Origin of the sequence: Actinomadura terrae (assembly GCF_022751215.1) — a bacterium.
Taxonomy (GTDB): domain Bacteria; phylum Actinomycetota; class Actinomycetes; order Streptosporangiales; family Streptosporangiaceae; genus Spirillospora; species Spirillospora terrae.
Genome location: NZ_JAICDG010000002.1, coordinates 362,220 through 376,822 on the forward strand (window position 1 = coordinate 362,220; position 14,603 = coordinate 376,822).

Consider the following 14,603-nt stretch of genomic DNA (forward strand, 5'->3'; position numbering starts at 1 on the left):
CATTGTGTGACGCGTGACACAAGAACTCACTGACGCCGAGATAGCCGAAGCGAAGGCGAAGCTCCGGGCCGAGTTCCCGGAGTGGTCGATCATCTACACCACCGACACACGCCGCTGGTGGGCCAACCGCGGACCGCTCGTCCGCGAACACATAGACCCGCGCTCCAGCGTGGACGCCGACACCGCCGACGGCCTCCGGCGCAAGATCAAAGAGCCTCCGTGACGTGGGCGCGGCGGTAGCTGACAAGCGCGGCAGTCGCCGCCGCGTCCACCCGAATGTGCGGGACGTCCTGTCGGCGTCACCGCACCACCGGCACGGACCCGTCGCCCCCGAGGTCCGTGCCCGCCGCCCGCCCGGTGACCGGCATCACCGGGCGGGCGGCCCATCGACGACGCGGCGGCGCGGCTCCTTCCCCCGATCAGACGTGCCGCCGCGTCCGCGGCCCAGCAAGGCGCCGAAGGCGATCGAAGCTGCTGCCCACCCGGGCTGGTGTCGACAGGAGGGCCCAATTCGCCAAGCGTCGTCGACGCACTGTCCAACCCACTTCGGATCACCAGAAGGGGCACACTCATCGGAGCGACCCTCGGGGACGCGGTCACGCATGCGGGAGCGCCGCGCCCGCCCCCTCACCGATAGTTGACGAACTGGAGCGCGACGTCCAGGTCCTTGCCCTTCAGCAGGGCGATGACGTCCTGCAAGTCGTCCTTCTTCTTGGAGCTGACCCGCAGCTCGTCCCCCTGGATCTGCGCCTTGATCCCCTTGGGCCCCTCGTCCCGGATGATCTTGCCGATCTTCTTGGCGTCCTCCTGGGCGATGCCCTCCTTGAGGGCCACCCCCAGCTTGTACACCTTCCCCGACAGCTTCGGCTCGCCGGGATCGATCGCCTTCAGCGAGATCCCGCGCTTGACGAGCTTGTCCTTCAGCACGTCCAGAACGGCGTTCGCCCGCTCCTCGGTGTTCGCCTGGATCTCGATGGTCTCCCCCGACCACTTGATCCCCGCGTCCACGTTCCGGAAGTCGAACCGGTTGGCCACCTCCTTCGCGGCCTGGTTCAACGCGTTGTCGACCTCCTGCCGATCAAGCTTGGACACGATGTCGAACGATGAGTCGCTCAAGGGACAACAACCTCTCTCGTCTGCGTCGCCGCGTCGCTGCTCGTGCTCTGGGGGCGGTGGCTCCCCGCATCGAACGACGAGTCGGCCATAGCACACCCACATCCCCTCGGCAGCAGCTTCCCGATCCAGGGATCGTAGCGACGAACCCGCCCCCGAGCACCCGGCCGCCCCGCCCGCTCCGATGTCACGACCGCTCCGCCCGTCCGCTATCCTTTCCAGTGCCGTCGCGAGAGCGACGCCCAGGCGGGTTGCCCGAGTGGCCAATGGGAGCGGACTGTAAATCCGTCGGCTTAGCCTACGCAGGTTCGAACCCTGCACCCGCCACACCCCGGAAAACGGCCCCTGACCAGCTACAACGCTGACAGGGGCCGTTCGCATCTGAAGATCGTCTAGGCAGTCGGATGCAGCCATGTGCAGCCGGTTGTCGCGGGTTGTGGGATATCCGTGGGATGAGAGTCGGTGCATCGTCGCAGGTAGCCCCAGCAAAGCAGAAGGGCCCCGGCGTCAGCCGGAGCCCTGGAGTGTGCGTCGGATCAGTCGCCGAGCGCGCTGTCGATTCGTCTGTGAGTCGTCGCCTTCTGGCCGTCGATGCACTTCGCATAGATGTCCAACAGGACCTTGACGCTGTGCCCGGCCTCTTCGGCGACCTCGGTTGCTGGCACACCGGCGTTGAGCCGCAGGGACACCCCCCGCATGCCGCAGGTCGTACAGGAGCGACCGGACCACAGTCAGTTCGCCCCATCCTGTTTCCGGCAGGTAGCAGTTGTCCTTGTGCAGCGCGGTCGCCTCGGCCGGGCGAAGCATCGCGTAGTACATCGTCGCGTACAGAGCCCGCAGGCGTCGGCCCCGCCCACGTGCCCCGATGTAGGTGACGGCGACTAGGCATTCCCGCATGTGTCGCGGTCCGGTAACCGCGCGTGGACCGACCCCTTCTGTACGAGTACATCGAGTTGCGCGACGCCGCCCGCGACGGCTGGAAGCTGACCCACTGGGACGAGTACACCGCCGGACTCAACACCGAAGACCCGCCCCAAGCCGCACACCTCACTATTGACAACCGCCTAGGCGCAGCCGTCAGCCTCGCCGACCAAACCCGCCGAGCCCTCACCAAACTCATTCCATAACCGCAGCTCAGCCAGGCAGCACCTGCGCCGGATGAGAACTTTCTCTACGTCTTTAAAGGCGCCCGCTACGCGGTCGCCGGGGCCAGCGCGGGACGGCGGGCGTGCGGCCTCTCCGGGCCGTTCCCGCCGTCCCGCGCTGCCCCAGGCGAACAGGGAGCCAATCGTAGGAGTGCGAGCGACCGGGTAGGTCTGGGATGCTTCGGGCGTGCCCGCCGTCGGGATCGATCTTGATCGTTTCAGCGACACGCCGGGGTCTCGCGCACTACCGGAGGCTTGCTGAAATCGCAGTCCATGTACGGCCGCCTGTGCGCCATCCAGCCAGCGGCTTTACCATGGGGTCCTCATCACCCCTGCGAGGGTTCGCAACCCGTACAACGCGACCTCATCGAGCAGGTGCCCAATCACGGGTCCTCATCACCCCTGCGAGGGTTCGCAACTGACCATCGACACCGACCGCCCGCACCTCTACTTCGTCCTCATCACCCCTGCGAGGGTTCGCAACAGGGCGTGCGGCCAGGACGGGCAGCGTCCCAGCGGTCCTCATCACCCCTGCGAGGGTTCGCAACAGCAGGACGACGCGCGACCACGCGCCGGTCGCGAGGTCCTCATCGACTCTGCAAGGGTTCGCAACTTACCGCTGAACCAGACGAACGCGTTGCCTTCCAGGTCCTCATCGCCCCTACGAGGGTTCGCAACATCTCGCTGCCAGTGAGTTTGAACAGCGCGCCGTCGGGTCTTCATCCGCTCCCGAGGGGGCGCAACACCACGCGGCGGGTGATCCCGAACTCTTCTGCAAGCGTTGGCGCTTGGAGGGTGTTCGCCCGGCGACTGGGCCGAATACGGGCGAGAAGCTTGGTTGTTGGCGGGTTTTTGCAGGTCAGGGGAGTTCGGCGGTGGGACTGTAAATCCGTCGGCTTAGCCTACGCAGGTTCGAACCCTGCACCCGCCACAGCAGCGGAAATAGCCTCTGACCAGCGCAAATGGTTAGAGGCTGTTCGCGTCTCCAAGATCTCTCCGCACGCAGCCGGACGTCGCCAGGCGTCACCGGATGGCGCTGGTCCCGGAATATGCGCGGAATGACTCCGAGCGCGGTCCCGCAGGTCGTGCCGGGAACGGCGAAGCCCGCGCGAGCCGGAGGCTCTGGAGGGGGTGCCGGATCGGCCGTCGCATCGTCGATTCGTCTGTGCGTTGTGGATCCGCGGGGTGCGGTGCGGTCGAGCTGGGTGCTCAGTGTGGTGTGAGGGCGGCGCTGTCTTGGAGGCTCGCGGCGCGGTGTGTGTCGACGAAAGTCGATGGGGGGTGGGGACTATTGCCCGCTGCCGCGGCGTCGGGCCTTTGAGGAGGCTTGGCGTATGGGTTTTTCGAGAGCGGTGGTGGTGTGCGTGGTCGTTGCCTTCGCAGCGATGGCGTGTTCACCGGCGGAGGACGAGTCCGCGGGGCTGGTCGTTGGGACGCAGTATGGGAAGGTGCGTGGATCGGAGTCGGGGGGAGTCGGGCATTTTCAGGGCATTCCCTTCGCTGACCCTCCGGTAGGGAATCGTCGTTGGGAGGCGCCGATGCCGCCCGGGTCCTGGTCCGGGGTGCGCGACGCCACCGAGCCGGGCAGTGCCTGTCCGCAGGAGCCTACCGAGCAGCCGCGGAGAGTCGTTGAGGAGGATTGTCTCTACCTCAATGTGACGGCGCCCCGTGGCGGTCGTTCACGGAAGAAGCCTGTGATCGTGTTTCTCTACGGTGGAGGATTCACTGCGGGGGAGGCGAGCAAGTACAAGGCTGATCGGCTGGTGCGGCAGGGGGACGTGGTCGCGGTCACCGCCAACTATCGTGTCGGCGCCTTCGGGTTTCTCGGCCTGGCTGGGCTGAGGCATTCGGGCAGTTTTGGCATCCTCGATCAGCAGGCGGCTCTGAGTTGGGTGCGGCGTAACATCGCGGCTTTCGGTGGCGATCCGGGTAACGTCACGCTGGCCGGGCAGTCCGCGGGTGGTATCAGTACCTGCATCAACATGGTTTCCCCAGGGGCGGAAAAGCTTTTTGATAAGGCTGTTATCCATAGCGGCCCCTGTACCAATACGGGAAATGGTTTGCTGGCGCCGGTGGGCGAGGTTGAGAAGGAAGGTGAGAAGGTCGAGCGGAAGCTGGGATGTTCCAGTGTCGCCTGTATGCGCTCGAAGTCCGCCGCCGACGTGCTGGACGCTGTGGCGAAGAGCCACGCGGCGGTGGGGCGGGTGGCCTACGGAACGTCCGTGCTGCCGATCGATCCCTACAAGGCCGTTCGGGCTGGTCGGATCCGAAGGATGCCAGTGCTCGTGGGGTCGACACGGGACGACGGTACGCTCGCGGCGTCCGGGCTTCTCCCGCTCATCGGCGGTGTGACTCCCCAGTCGTGGCCGGACGTCCTCAAGGGGCTGTTGTTCTCGCCCAGTGATATTCGGCAGGTCACCAGGCGGTATCCCGTTCGTACGAAGGAGGAGGGGGCGGGTCGGTTCACGGCCGTGCAGACGGATTGGGGCTTCAGTTGTCCGGCGGCGTTCATGCGGGAGAATCTCGCAGCACGGATGCCTGTCTACGGGTTTGAGTTCGCTGACCGGAAAGCGCCGGTATTGCCGGGGCTTGGAGAGGGCATGCCGTCGTTGTCTTTGGGTGCGTATCACTCGTCCGACCTGATCTATCTGTTCGACATGCCTGTGAGGCTGCGACCGGAGCAAGATGTTTTGTCTCAGGAAATGATCGGGTATTGGACGGGGTTCATGTACCACGGTAATCCCAACCGTCCTGGGCTGCCGGTGTGGCCTTCGGCGACGCAAGGGAAGAGGTCTCCTGTGCTGTCGCTCGCGCCGGGAAGGGGAGGGAGCAGGGCGGTCGACGTGAGTAGTGACCACAACTGCGGGCTGTGGAACCGTCTCGGCCGCCCCTGACGGGACGTAGACCAAAGTCGATGGCAGGCGGGAACCAATGCCCGCTGGCCTACTGCGGACGCTCCGCCAAGGTGAAGACATGAACCGGACACCGCACGACCGAACCGCGGCGGAGCCACTCGCCCGCGCCTCCTATATCGGCTCCACGACCGAAGAGCTGGCTCGCAAGAGGCGCGGCGACCGGATCGCGGCCGGTGTGGACCAGAAGACGCTCTTCCCGAGACGCGGAGTGGTCACGCTGCGCTCCGAGCAGCTCGTGCTCGAAGGCTGGCACGATGGGAGAGATCTTGTACTGCGGCGCGCGGACATCACGTCCATCGCGAACGAATTCACCGAACTCTACGGGCGCTTTCTGGGTGGACTTCTCAACGCGGGTAAGCCGCTCATCCTTGGCACCACGGTCGTCGGTGAGATCTATCTCATGATCGACCACAAGTCGTTCCTGGAGACCACCAGCAACCGCAAGTGGGCGAAGCTCCTCAACACATGGCTGCATTCCGCCGATTGATCCGCTGCTGGCGGCGGTGGTTCCGGATGGTGTCGAATGAGGTCATGACCGCATCCGCTCCTTGGCCGCTGTTGCCCGGTGCGCTGCGCGCGGAAACCGACCCCGACCCCGAGTCCGGCACGGGCCCTCGGCGTTCGGCACGCGACATCGCCGTGGACGCGGGCGCGGTCGCCATCGCCCTGCTGGTGGGCGGCCTCGCCTCGTGGCCGCGTATCGCCGCAGGTCCCGGTGGGCTGGAGGCGGTCGCTCTGGTCGGCGGCGGCGGCTGCTGTCTCGTCCTGCCGTTGAGGCGGCGGTTCCCGGTGGCCTTGGCAGCCGTGGCGGGCGCCGTCTCCGCCGTTTCACCGGCCGCTGGCGGGGCGGCGTTCATCGGCCTGTTCTCCGTGGCGGTTCACCGGCGGATGCGGGACGCCGGCTGGATCGCCGCCCTCGGTGTGGCGACCGGCCTGGTCAGTTCGTGGGCGACGCCCGTGCACCACGTGCCGTATGTCGCGAGCGCCGTGATCGCCGTTCTGGGGACCGTGGCCGCCCTCGGCTGGGGCCGGCTGGTACGGGCCCGGAGGCAGTTGCTCGTCTCCTTCGCCGAACGCGCACGGCGTGCCGAGGCCGACTTGCTGGCGCAGGTCAGAGAGGCGCGGCGGCTGGAGCGGACCCGGCTGGCCCGCGAGATGCACGACGTGCTCGCCCACCGCATTTCGCTGATCAGCCTGCACGCCGGTGCGCTGGAGTTCAGACCCGACGCGCCCACGGAGGAGATCGCCCGTGCGGCCGGAGTCATCCGCAGTGGTACGCATCAGATGTCGGACGACCTCCGCGAGATCATCGGCCTGTTGCGGGAGGACTCCGGCGACGATACGGGGACGGATCGGGCGGCGCTCGCGGGACTGCCGGAGCTGGCGGAGGAGTTCTGCAGGACGGGTACGGAGGTCACGCTGATCAGGGATGTCGGCGACCTGGCGACGGTCCCGGTGATGACCGCCCGTACCGCCTACCGGATCGTCCAGGAAGGGCTGACCAACGCCGCCAAACACGCGCCGGGAGCTCCCGTCACCGCGACGGTGCGGGGGGCGCCGGGTGACGGGCTCGCCGTTGAGGTCCGCCAGCCGCTGTCACCGAAGCGGCAGGAGGCCGCGATCGTCCCGCCCGGCTCCGGGGTCGGGCTGGTCGGCCTCGCCGAACGAGCCCTGCTGGCAGGCGGCACCCTGGACCACGGACCGACCGCCGGCGTGTCGGACGGGGGAGAGTACCTCTTGCGGGCATGGCTACCTTGGGAAGCGTGATGGACACGGTGCACACTGCGGAAACGGCTGCTCGGACCGAGGGCGCGGCGCCCGTGCGGGTCCTCCTCGTCGACGACGAGTGGCTGGTTCGTGCCGGACTGCGGACCATGCTCACCGGCGCGGAGGGCATCGAGGTCGTCGGGGAGGCGGCTGACGGGACCCTCGTCCGGGAGCAGGCGCGGGAGACCGGAGCCGACGTCGTCCTCATGGACATCCGCATGCCCCGCACCGACGGGCTGACCGCGACCCGGCAGGTCCGTGCCGGGGACGACCCGCCCGAAGTCATCGTGCTGACGACTTTCGACCAGGACGACCTCGTCCTGAACGCCCTGCGCGGAGGCGCCGCGGGCTTCCTGCTGAAGACCACGCCTCCGGGACGGATCGTCGAGGCGATCAGGGCCGTGGCCGCGGGCGAGCCGGCCTTCTCGCCGAGAATCGTGCGCACGCTCGTCAACCACGTCACCGACGACAGGCACCAGCGGCGCCTCGCCGCCCTGCGCCGACTCGACCAGCTCACTCCCACCGAGCGCCAGATGGCCGACGCGGTCGCGCTGGGACTGTCGAACGCGCAGATCGCGGAGCGGCTTGTGGTCAGCGTCGCAACCGTCAAGTCCTATGTCTCACGGCTGTTGGCCAAGCTCGACCTGGAGAACCGCGTCCAGATCGCGCTTCTCGTGCACGACGCCGAATGAGTTGGGTGACTGCGAACCTGGGAGGAATCCCGGGACGGGGAGATCCCGTGTGGACTCGATGCGGCCGTGCCACATGTGGGGGCCTTCAGGGGCGGCCGTTTCGTTGGCTTGGGGGCGGAGGGCTGAGGGCGGAAGCGAGGAACTGGTCGCGGCCTCGGGCGTCGCGGAACTCTGTGACGCCGTCGGTGTATTTCGAAGCGTGGTTGAGGGGATAGAGAGGCCCAGGGGAACCGCCGTTGTGGCCGCCGTCGTCGAAGGGCCTGCGGGAGGCGCGCTGGTCTGTTCGGCAGTGCTGGTTGAGCTGTTTCTCCGGCGCATGTGCGGGCCACCGGACCTGTGGTGGTCAGGGTGTCTGCTTGCGGATTCGTCCTGAGGGGCGCTGGACACGTCCGGGCAGGGACGTCAGCCATGGTGTCCGCCGGTGCGGGCTCGCGGCAATGGACGACAGCGCTTTGAAAACTCCCTGTTATGGGGACTGGTCGGACGGTGCTGCCTCGCTGTCGGTGGCGGGCCGGCAAGCAGTGTGGGCGGCGAGCCGGTGGGCGAGTTCGTCGCGTTCGCGAGTGATCTCTCGGAGCTCAAGCTGGAGTTCGAAGATGCGCCGGATGGCGGGCAGGCTCATACCCCGGTCCATCATGGAGACGACCTCCTGGATGCGGCCGATCTCGGCGCGGCTGTAGCGGCGCTGTCCGCCGGTCGAGCGCTGTGGTGAGACGACCTGCTGGGCGTCGATGCGTCGCAGGAATGCCTGCCGTACCTGCAACATGTCGGCGACCTGTCCGACGGTGAACAGGGCGGCGTACTCGTCGTCCATAGAAAGCTTCACCAGCCGTCCTCCTTTCTTGTGGTCACCGGCTCCCGTGCAGGGCCCGGAGGTAGGAAACCGGGCTGGACGGTCGGGGCTCGCGGCTTGGGAAGGACAGCGGCCCCGCCCCCGGTGCGGCGGTGTGGTGTGACCCTGGGTACCGCTCGCGTTGGGGCGGGGCCGCGTCGGCCGGGCCGTCACCGGATTCTCCGAACCGACGCCCTTGGGGTGCCGCCGGTGACGGGCCCGTCGCTGTGATGGCCGACCGTTGCCGGGCCGATGTCAGTTGCGGAGAGCCTTCTGGCCACCGGCCTGGACCGCGATCTTGCGGGGCTTGGCCTGCTCGAGGACCGGGATGCGGACGGCCAGGACGCCGTTGTTGTAGGCGGCCTCGATCGCCTCGGCGTCCAGGTGCTCCGACAGGTACACGCGACGGGTGAAGGTGCCCATCGTGCGCTCGCGGACGAAGACGCGGTCGTTCTCGCCGAACTCCTCCTCGCGCCGCGCGCTGACGGTCAGCACGCCGCGGTCCACGGTGACCTCGATGGAGTCGGGGTCGATCCCGGGCAGGTCGAACCGCAGGACGACGTCGTCGGCGCGGCGGATCCCGTCCACCGGCATGGTGCCCGCGCTTTCGCTACGGCCGCTCAGACCGACCTGCCGGATCGCCCGGTCGAACTGACGCTCGAACTCCTGCACGAACGGGTCGATCGACGTCAGCAGCATCTCTCGCTCACCTCCGAAGATCTCCCGGGGCCTCCAACCCCGGGACTGTGTCTCTACAGAGAGGAAATCTACAACTGAAACTATAGGTAGCTTGCGAGGGGAGTTGTCAAGCCCTGCAGCGGCAGTTGGGTGGCTCCAGCTGCCCCTCGGAGGTCAACTCGTGCTGTCTTTGCAGGTCAGGATGCCAGGGGCGGGTTGGCTGGAAGGGGAGGTCGCGCCTGAACGAGCCGGTGTAACGGGCGACCGCCCATACTTCGCTGGGCTTAGCTGAGAACCTTGCGGCAGTCGGCTTGACAAGTATCTGCGGCTCTAGGTATAGAAAATGTGTATCGGTCGTTGACCTGGTGACGCTGGCTGAGGTTTCCGGGAGTGATCGACATGCAGACGATGGCCCCGACACGGGTGCCGCGGCGGGTAGACCGCGAGTTCGCAGAGCTGATCTGCGCCGACGACCAGTGGCTGCGCGAGGAGTTCGACGCCCTGATCGCGGCAAGCTATGGCGCGCCACCCGCCCGGCTCGGACCGCCCGCGCCTCCGTCCACACCGCCCACCGGGCGACCGTGGCCATATGACGTGCCGGAGGCCCCTGGCCGCCGCGCGGTCAGGAGGCGGGCCGCTGGCGGCGGCAAGATCCCGCGTCAGCGCTCACCTCCGCCACGACGATGTGGCTCCGGTGCTCTAGCCGCAGCCTGGAGGTCGGCTTTCGTGACGGCCCGGCCATGACGCACCTGACGGCGGAGCAACCAGATGACGAGGCGGCACGTCCCGCGTCCCGAAGTGCAGAACGTCGGGGCGTGCGGCTTCCAGAACACTCATATCCAGTGCAGCACGTCACGACGAAAGGAGGAGGCGGCAAACCAGCTAAGAGAGTCTCGCTCAGTCTCAGTGCATCAGCCAGGTCGGCGCGTGCTCTCCCTCAGCACTCGCCGACCTGGCGGCTGCTGTACCTCTGGCGCATCCGAGATCCAACCCGATTGAGCCACCTTCTCCGGTGAAGGACGGCAATCGGCGTGGTGATCGGCTCCAATGCTGCGCAAAACCGCGGACTGCCGTCGGCTACGTCCACATCCAGGCCTCCAACTCCCTCACCTGGCATTGCTCTGCCGTCGTCCTGCACGACTTGGTCGCCGCTTACGACCTTGGTGGACCCCAATAGGGCCAAGTGGCTGTTGGGAACTGCCGGCGGTCACCGACTGTGTACGCACCGGCTAGCTGTATGCCGACAACCGGATGCCCCCGAGGGTTCCCGGATGGCGCGCAACCGTCGGTAGGTTCGCAACTCCCAATCGCGACAGCGGAGTGTCATGCGGGTCGAGGAGGCACAGGCGCAGTTGCTCACGTGCCTGGACTCCCTGCTGTACGAGTACGGCACCTTCTCTTTTGGAGGGCCCCGACGCTTCAGCCTGAGCTTCTGCCGTCAGTTCGACGTCGATGAGGACGGCGCACAGGCTCGTTGTGAGCTCGAATACGAGCCGACCCCTGTGCTTGAGGGCCTTGGTGCACACAACCAGTGGTGGTCCGGTGCGGAGGGCGAGCCGTCGCTTCAGGAGCGTTCTTGCTGATGCCTCCTCCTGAGAGCTCGGTTTCATGTGGCTGTGGTTCTCCAACGGACCCGGATGGACGAGTTCGGTCGTACGCATGTCCGTGTTGCGGGTATCTGACGCTTCGGCGGCGTGGCTACTTCGAGATTCGTCCGTGCTCCGCGTTCGTCCGAGTACCCGCCGCACAGCCAGGGGTAGAGGACGGTACTCGGCGTCAAAGCCGGTTGAGTAAGTGATCCGAATCCGTGGCGCACTGCTGATCCGTCGGCTTGCCCGTGCAAGGTTCGCGCTCTGGGCCTGTCAGATCCCTTCTCGCACGGCGCGACACAGGTGAGGGGCTCTTTCATCGGTGTCTGGCCCTCAGCGGGTCAGATGCCCACGGCACGCAGGGTGCATGCGGGTTGACGCCTCTCCTCGCTGGTGGTGCTTCCGTGATGTGACGCTTGAGCTTCTTCCGCGGACCGGCAACATGTTGGGTGTAGGTGTGGAGGAGTGTGGCGTTTCGGCGTGGGGCGGGGAGGGTGCGCCAGGTTGCTTTGGCCGATGTCGGGGGCGCCTGGCAACTGTGCTGGTGGCTGCTCTGTAGCTTGAAGATATGACTGAACGTGATGGGCGACCTAGGTATGCGCGGGTCGCTCAGGAGATCCGGGAGGAGATCCTTGCTGGCGGGCTGAGGCCGGGGGGCCTGCTTCCGAGCGAGGCGGACCTTGCCGACCGGTTCGGTGTGTCGCCGACGGGCGTGCGCAACGGTATTCGCCGGCTGCGGGAGCGGGGCCTGGTCGGCGCGGAGCAAGGGCGGGGCTTCGTGCGAGCGCCACGTCAGCGTCTTCGGCGGCATCACAGCGAGCGCTACCAGTGGGAGAAGGACAGGGCCCGCCAGACGGCTGAGGTCCGAGCGCGGACCGGTGCCACTGAATTTGACACTGATCTACAGTCCACCGACCTCAAGTTTCATGCTGAGTACAGCGAGACTGCGGCTTGCTCAGAGCTCGCGATGCGATTTGATGTTCCGGTTGGGACGCGTATGCTCCAACGTGATTATTCGACATCGTGTAGAGAGGATGACGCGGCGCTGAGCGTTGTGCATTCTTATCTTGTCTATGATGTTGTGGCGACGAATCCGGAACTGCTTGATGTGGCTCGGGAGCCCTACCCGGGCGGGACGCAGAGCCAGCTGTTCACGATCGGCATTGAGGTGGACCGGATCGTCGATGAGTTGTCCGCTCGTCCAGCACTGCCCGAAGAGGCCGGAGTTCTCGGTATTGAGGTCGGCGCATCGGTGCTGGTCTTGAACAAGACCTCTATTGACGTCACCGATCGTGTGGTCGAGTATTCGGAGGTCATCCTTCCGGGGGAGTGGACTGAGGTGGTTTACACGACCGAGCTCAAGAGGTGGTAGCCATGTCGCTGATATCTATCGTGACGCCCATTTATAACCCTGCCGCCGAACACCTTAATGCGGCTTATGAGTCGATTGCGTCACAGGAGCTTCCGGAGGGATGGGAGTGGGAATGGGTGCTTCAGGAGGACGGGAGCACCGGAGTCGCCATGGAGATGCTCCCGAGAGATTCGCGTATAAAGTTCGGGGAGGGGCGCCGGGGTGGCGTCGCCCTTACGCGGAATCTGGCGCTTGCGAGGTCTCGGGGGGAGCTTGTCAAGAATCTTGATCATGACGACTTTTTCACGCCTGGGGTTTTGGCGCGCGACATCGCTGTCTTGGTCGCTAATAACGATATCCAATGGACCACCTCGCCCGTCCTCGATCTACTTCCGGACGGGTCGACGGTCGGGTTCGAGAGCGACCCGCCGGAGGGACGCCTTGAGCGGGGCGTTGTCTTCGAGCATTGGAAGGCTCACAATTACCGGCTCCCTGTGCATCCGACGACCATCTGTATCCGGCGGCCGCTGGTTACGGCGATTGGGGGATGGATGGGGGTGCCGGGGTCTGACGATACGGGAATGCTGGTCGCTGCCAGCGTCCTGAGCGTTGGCTACTTCCACGGAGAGGTGGGGCTTCTCTACCGGAAGTGGCCGGGGCAGGAGACGGCAGGGAAGGCTCATTACCAGGAAGTGGAGTGGAACTCGCGTATGAGCCTTATCCGCGAACGAGGCGAAGCCATTAGTCGGATGATCAACGTGCTCTGAATGTTTCGGCTCGTTCGTGGTGCGTGGCTGTCGTCGGGGGAGGGCGGTCGCTCGCGCTCGCCGTGTGTGGACGAGGGGCAGAGGGCGGATTTGGGTGGTTATGGGGTGGGTCGGTGTTGTGCGTGCGGCTGTGGTGCTGGGCGGGTGGGCCATGCCCGTCTGTGTGAGGTTACTGGGGAGTGGTAGGGGTGTCACCTTTTGTTCATAGCGGAGGGTAATTGAGCGCTGACAGGATGCGGTCGTTGTGATCCCGTGGGGCTGGGGTGGTGTGAGTGGTGGCTGTCATCACGAAAGACATGGTGGCTCGAAGCGGTAGTCCGGACTCGCCTGTGGACCGGGTGGCCGACTTCTATGGGGCCTACATAGACGCGATCCTGGATCGTTCGGCGGAGCTGGGTGAGCAGTTGCGGGCTCACTATCTCACCGAAGATCTCCAACGGAAGCTTTCCGAGTGGGAGGATCTCTACAGCAACGACGGTGTTCTGCGCACCCCGGACATTCCCATCGAATGGGAGGTGCGCTACCAGGAATCCGGTATCGGCGTCGTGCTCACCGCCATCACTCTGACCTGGGAGTATGGGGACGGCTTCGGGTACACGCGCCTGACTGTGCAAAGCGATGTCGGCACCAATTTCATCTCCGATATCCAGGACGTGGAATAGGGGGCCGGGCGCGCCGTTGGCGGACTTACCCGGTGCTGCTGGGCGGTCGCCGGGTGTACGCCTTGGCTTGGCTGATCTTCCTATCCGGGTGGTCGGTGCGTGCGGCTCGTTGGTCGCTCAGTGGTGATCGGCGCGGGGGTAAGGGTGGGGTGGTGTGTCCCGCCGCGCGCGGATGGGGTGGCGGGGCGTTGTCGTGGTGGTTAGGAGCGATCAGTGGTTAGTGGGGTTTGGTTGGTTATTGGGTAGACCAGGACGGGTGGGAGCGTTGGGTCCAGGAGCGTGATCGGGGTTCCCCAGCAGAAGTAGGACGGTTGGAGGACCAGCCCGCGGCCGTCCAGCGCTATGTGGTGGTCGTCGGGGTAGTCCATTTCCAGGACGGGGAAGCTCCAGCGCGCCGACGGGTGGACGGTGGTGAGGAAATTGTGGCCGTTTCCGTCGGTGATCTGCTTGTTCAGTTGCGCGCGGTCACGGTCGATCAGTTCGTGGATGCTGGGCCAGTAAGGGGTGAGGCACGTCGTGAAGTAGGTGGCGGCGGTGCCTGCCACCTGGCGGACGATCTCGGGGCGGCCGGTGGCGAGGGTACGGGTCCAGCCTGGGGTGCGGCGTTTGGGGTGGCGGCTGGCGAGTTGGGCCAGGTCGGCGGCCAGGCGGGCGTTCGGGGTGCTGCATAAGGCTTCCAGGCCCGCGTCCAGACTGCCGCTCTGGGTGGCGGGGGTGAGGAAGTCGGGGGCGTAGCCCGTCGGGGGGATCAGGTCGGTCAGCAGGCGGGCCGAGGCGGGGACTTTGGGACGTATGTCGCGTTTCCAGGGGCCGAATACCGGCTTGCCTTCGGGGCGGCGTAAGCGGTACAGGCTGAGGAGCAATTCCCACAGCGCGTCCGGGCCCTGGGCCACCTGGATCCGGGTCAGATCATCGTTGGTGAAGTGAATTCTGAGCATGGCCACCCCCGTGGCGTACAGCGATCGCGGTCGCCCGCGCCCCCGCGCTTGGTACTTCCCGCACGATGAACCGGGCCTTGAGCCGCTGTCAAGTGGATTTGACATGCTGGTATAGCCCGGGTCATTGAGCGTAAGAAATATTCGAAAATGGTGT

15 protein-coding genes, 2 tRNA genes and 1 CRISPR repeat array are annotated in these 14,603 nt (G+C 66.1%); of the genes, 12 read left to right on the forward strand and 5 right to left on the reverse strand.

Annotation, left to right across the window (positions count from 1 at the left end):
- The first annotated feature begins 13 nt into the window (after window positions 1-13).
- Window positions 14-223 carry a hypothetical protein gene (locus K2F47_RS11800; RefSeq protein WP_242902913.1) on the forward strand — a complete coding sequence of 70 codons (210 nt, stop codon included), beginning with the start codon at window positions 14-16 and terminating at the stop codon, window positions 221-223.
- Between the two features lie 404 nt (window positions 224-627).
- Here K2F47_RS11800 and K2F47_RS11805 read toward each other — a convergent pair whose 3' ends face one another.
- Window positions 628-1,116, reverse strand: coding sequence for a YajQ family cyclic di-GMP-binding protein (locus K2F47_RS11805; protein ID WP_242902914.1), 489 nt, complete (start codon window positions 1,114-1,116; stop codon window positions 628-630).
- 242 nt (window positions 1,117-1,358) lie between these two features.
- On the opposite strand from K2F47_RS11805, the gene K2F47_RS11810 reads away from it, so the two are divergent.
- A tRNA-Tyr gene (locus K2F47_RS11810) sits at window positions 1,359-1,440 on the forward strand.
- A gap of 209 nt (window positions 1,441-1,649) precedes the next feature.
- On the opposite strand, the gene K2F47_RS11815 is transcribed toward K2F47_RS11810, so the two are convergent.
- Window positions 1,650-1,802, reverse strand: a complete 153-nt coding sequence (locus tag K2F47_RS11815) for a site-specific integrase (protein WP_242902915.1) — start codon at window positions 1,800-1,802, stop codon at window positions 1,650-1,652.
- A gap of 231 nt (window positions 1,803-2,033) precedes the next feature.
- Between K2F47_RS11815 and K2F47_RS11820 the strand changes: the two genes are divergently transcribed.
- The 6 genes from K2F47_RS11820 (at window position 2,034) to K2F47_RS11845 (ending at window position 7,632) form a co-directional block, all read left to right on the forward strand.
- Window positions 2,034-2,240, forward strand: coding sequence for a hypothetical protein (locus K2F47_RS11820; protein ID WP_242902916.1), 207 nt, complete (start codon window positions 2,034-2,036; stop codon window positions 2,238-2,240).
- Window positions 2,241-2,577: 337 nt separating this feature from the next.
- A CRISPR array of direct repeats spans window positions 2,578-2,936; the repeat unit is 30 nt; unit sequence GTCCTCATCACCCCTGCGAGGGTTCGCAAC.
- A gap of 165 nt (window positions 2,937-3,101) precedes the next feature.
- Window positions 3,102-3,189: transfer RNA gene (locus K2F47_RS11825), tRNA-Tyr, on the forward strand.
- 454 nt (window positions 3,190-3,643) lie between these two features.
- Window positions 3,644-5,152: a carboxylesterase/lipase family protein gene (locus K2F47_RS11830; protein ID WP_242905912.1), complete on the forward strand. Its 1,509-nt coding sequence runs from the start codon at window positions 3,644-3,646 to the stop codon at window positions 5,150-5,152.
- A gap of 79 nt (window positions 5,153-5,231) precedes the next feature.
- Window positions 5,232-5,660, forward strand: a complete 429-nt coding sequence (locus tag K2F47_RS11835; RefSeq protein WP_242902917.1) for a hypothetical protein — start codon at window positions 5,232-5,234, stop codon at window positions 5,658-5,660.
- Between the two features lie 44 nt (window positions 5,661-5,704).
- The gene (locus K2F47_RS11840) at window positions 5,705-6,940 is read left to right on the forward strand and encodes a sensor histidine kinase (RefSeq protein WP_242902918.1); all 1,236 of its coding nucleotides are present in this window, start codon (window positions 5,705-5,707) and stop codon (window positions 6,938-6,940) included.
- On the forward strand, window positions 6,940-7,632 hold the full coding sequence (locus tag K2F47_RS11845; RefSeq protein WP_242905914.1) for a response regulator: 693 nt from the start codon (window positions 6,940-6,942) through the stop codon (window positions 7,630-7,632). The genes K2F47_RS11840 and K2F47_RS11845 overlap by 1 nt, the downstream gene beginning before the upstream one ends.
- 466 nt (window positions 7,633-8,098) lie before the next feature.
- Here the strand turns inward: K2F47_RS11845 and K2F47_RS11850 are convergent, their stop codons facing one another.
- A complete protein-coding gene (locus K2F47_RS11850; RefSeq protein WP_242902919.1) occupies window positions 8,099-8,446 on the reverse strand; it encodes a helix-turn-helix domain-containing protein in 348 nt (115 codons plus the stop codon).
- Between the two features lie 273 nt (window positions 8,447-8,719).
- The gene (locus tag K2F47_RS11855) at window positions 8,720-9,163 is read right to left on the reverse strand and encodes an Hsp20/alpha crystallin family protein (RefSeq protein ID WP_242902920.1); all 444 of its coding nucleotides are present in this window, start codon (window positions 9,161-9,163) and stop codon (window positions 8,720-8,722) included.
- Window positions 9,164-10,467: 1,304 nt separating this feature from the next.
- Here K2F47_RS11855 and K2F47_RS11860 point away from each other — a divergent pair.
- The 4 genes from K2F47_RS11860 to K2F47_RS11875 all read left to right on the forward strand — a co-directional run bounded on the left by K2F47_RS11860 (window position 10,468) and on the right by K2F47_RS11875 (window position 13,511).
- Window positions 10,468-10,725, forward strand: a complete 258-nt coding sequence (locus K2F47_RS11860) for a hypothetical protein (protein ID WP_242902921.1) — start codon at window positions 10,468-10,470, stop codon at window positions 10,723-10,725.
- A 574-nt stretch (window positions 10,726-11,299) separates the two neighbouring features.
- Entirely contained in the window at window positions 11,300-12,103 is an 804-nt protein-coding gene (locus tag K2F47_RS11865) for a GntR family transcriptional regulator (RefSeq protein WP_242902922.1), read from the forward strand.
- A gap of 2 nt (window positions 12,104-12,105) precedes the next feature.
- Entirely contained in the window at window positions 12,106-12,849 is a 744-nt protein-coding gene (locus K2F47_RS11870) for a glycosyltransferase family 2 protein (protein WP_242902923.1), read from the forward strand.
- 275 nt (window positions 12,850-13,124) lie between these two features.
- Window positions 13,125-13,511 (forward strand): hypothetical protein, encoded by a 387-nt coding sequence (locus K2F47_RS11875; RefSeq protein WP_242902924.1) that lies wholly within the window; start codon window positions 13,125-13,127, stop codon window positions 13,509-13,511.
- A 200-nt stretch (window positions 13,512-13,711) separates the two neighbouring features.
- On the opposite strand, the gene K2F47_RS11880 is transcribed toward K2F47_RS11875, so the two are convergent.
- Window positions 13,712-14,449 carry a hypothetical protein gene (locus K2F47_RS11880; protein ID WP_242902925.1) on the reverse strand — a complete coding sequence of 246 codons (738 nt, stop codon included), beginning with the start codon at window positions 14,447-14,449 and terminating at the stop codon, window positions 13,712-13,714.
- Between the last annotated feature and the right edge of the window lie 154 nt (window positions 14,450-14,603).

What these genes read in the sequence shown, in the direction of transcription:
- K2F47_RS11880 (WP_242902925.1), bottom strand. Translation starts at nt 14,449, where the DNA reads ATGCTCAGAATTCACTTCACCAACGATGATCTGACCCGGATCCAGGTG.
- K2F47_RS11860 (WP_242902921.1), top strand. Translation starts at nt 10,468, where the DNA reads ATGCGGGTCGAGGAGGCACAGGCGCAGTTGCTCACGTGCCTGGACTCC.
- K2F47_RS11830 (WP_242905912.1), top strand. Translation starts at nt 3,644, where the DNA reads ATGGCGTGTTCACCGGCGGAGGACGAGTCCGCGGGGCTGGTCGTTGGG.
- K2F47_RS11870 (WP_242902923.1), top strand. Translation starts at nt 12,106, where the DNA reads ATGTCGCTGATATCTATCGTGACGCCCATTTATAACCCTGCCGCCGAA.
- K2F47_RS11845 (WP_242905914.1), top strand. Translation starts at nt 6,940, where the DNA reads ATGGACACGGTGCACACTGCGGAAACGGCTGCTCGGACCGAGGGCGCG.
- K2F47_RS11855 (WP_242902920.1), bottom strand. Translation starts at nt 9,163, where the DNA reads ATGCTGCTGACGTCGATCGACCCGTTCGTGCAGGAGTTCGAGCGTCAG.
- K2F47_RS11840 (WP_242902918.1), top strand. Translation starts at nt 5,705, where the DNA reads ATGACCGCATCCGCTCCTTGGCCGCTGTTGCCCGGTGCGCTGCGCGCG.
- K2F47_RS11850 (WP_242902919.1), bottom strand. Translation starts at nt 8,446, where the DNA reads ATGGACGACGAGTACGCCGCCCTGTTCACCGTCGGACAGGTCGCCGAC.
- K2F47_RS11835 (WP_242902917.1), top strand. Translation starts at nt 5,232, where the DNA reads ATGAACCGGACACCGCACGACCGAACCGCGGCGGAGCCACTCGCCCGC.
- K2F47_RS11865 (WP_242902922.1), top strand. Translation starts at nt 11,300, where the DNA reads ATGACTGAACGTGATGGGCGACCTAGGTATGCGCGGGTCGCTCAGGAG.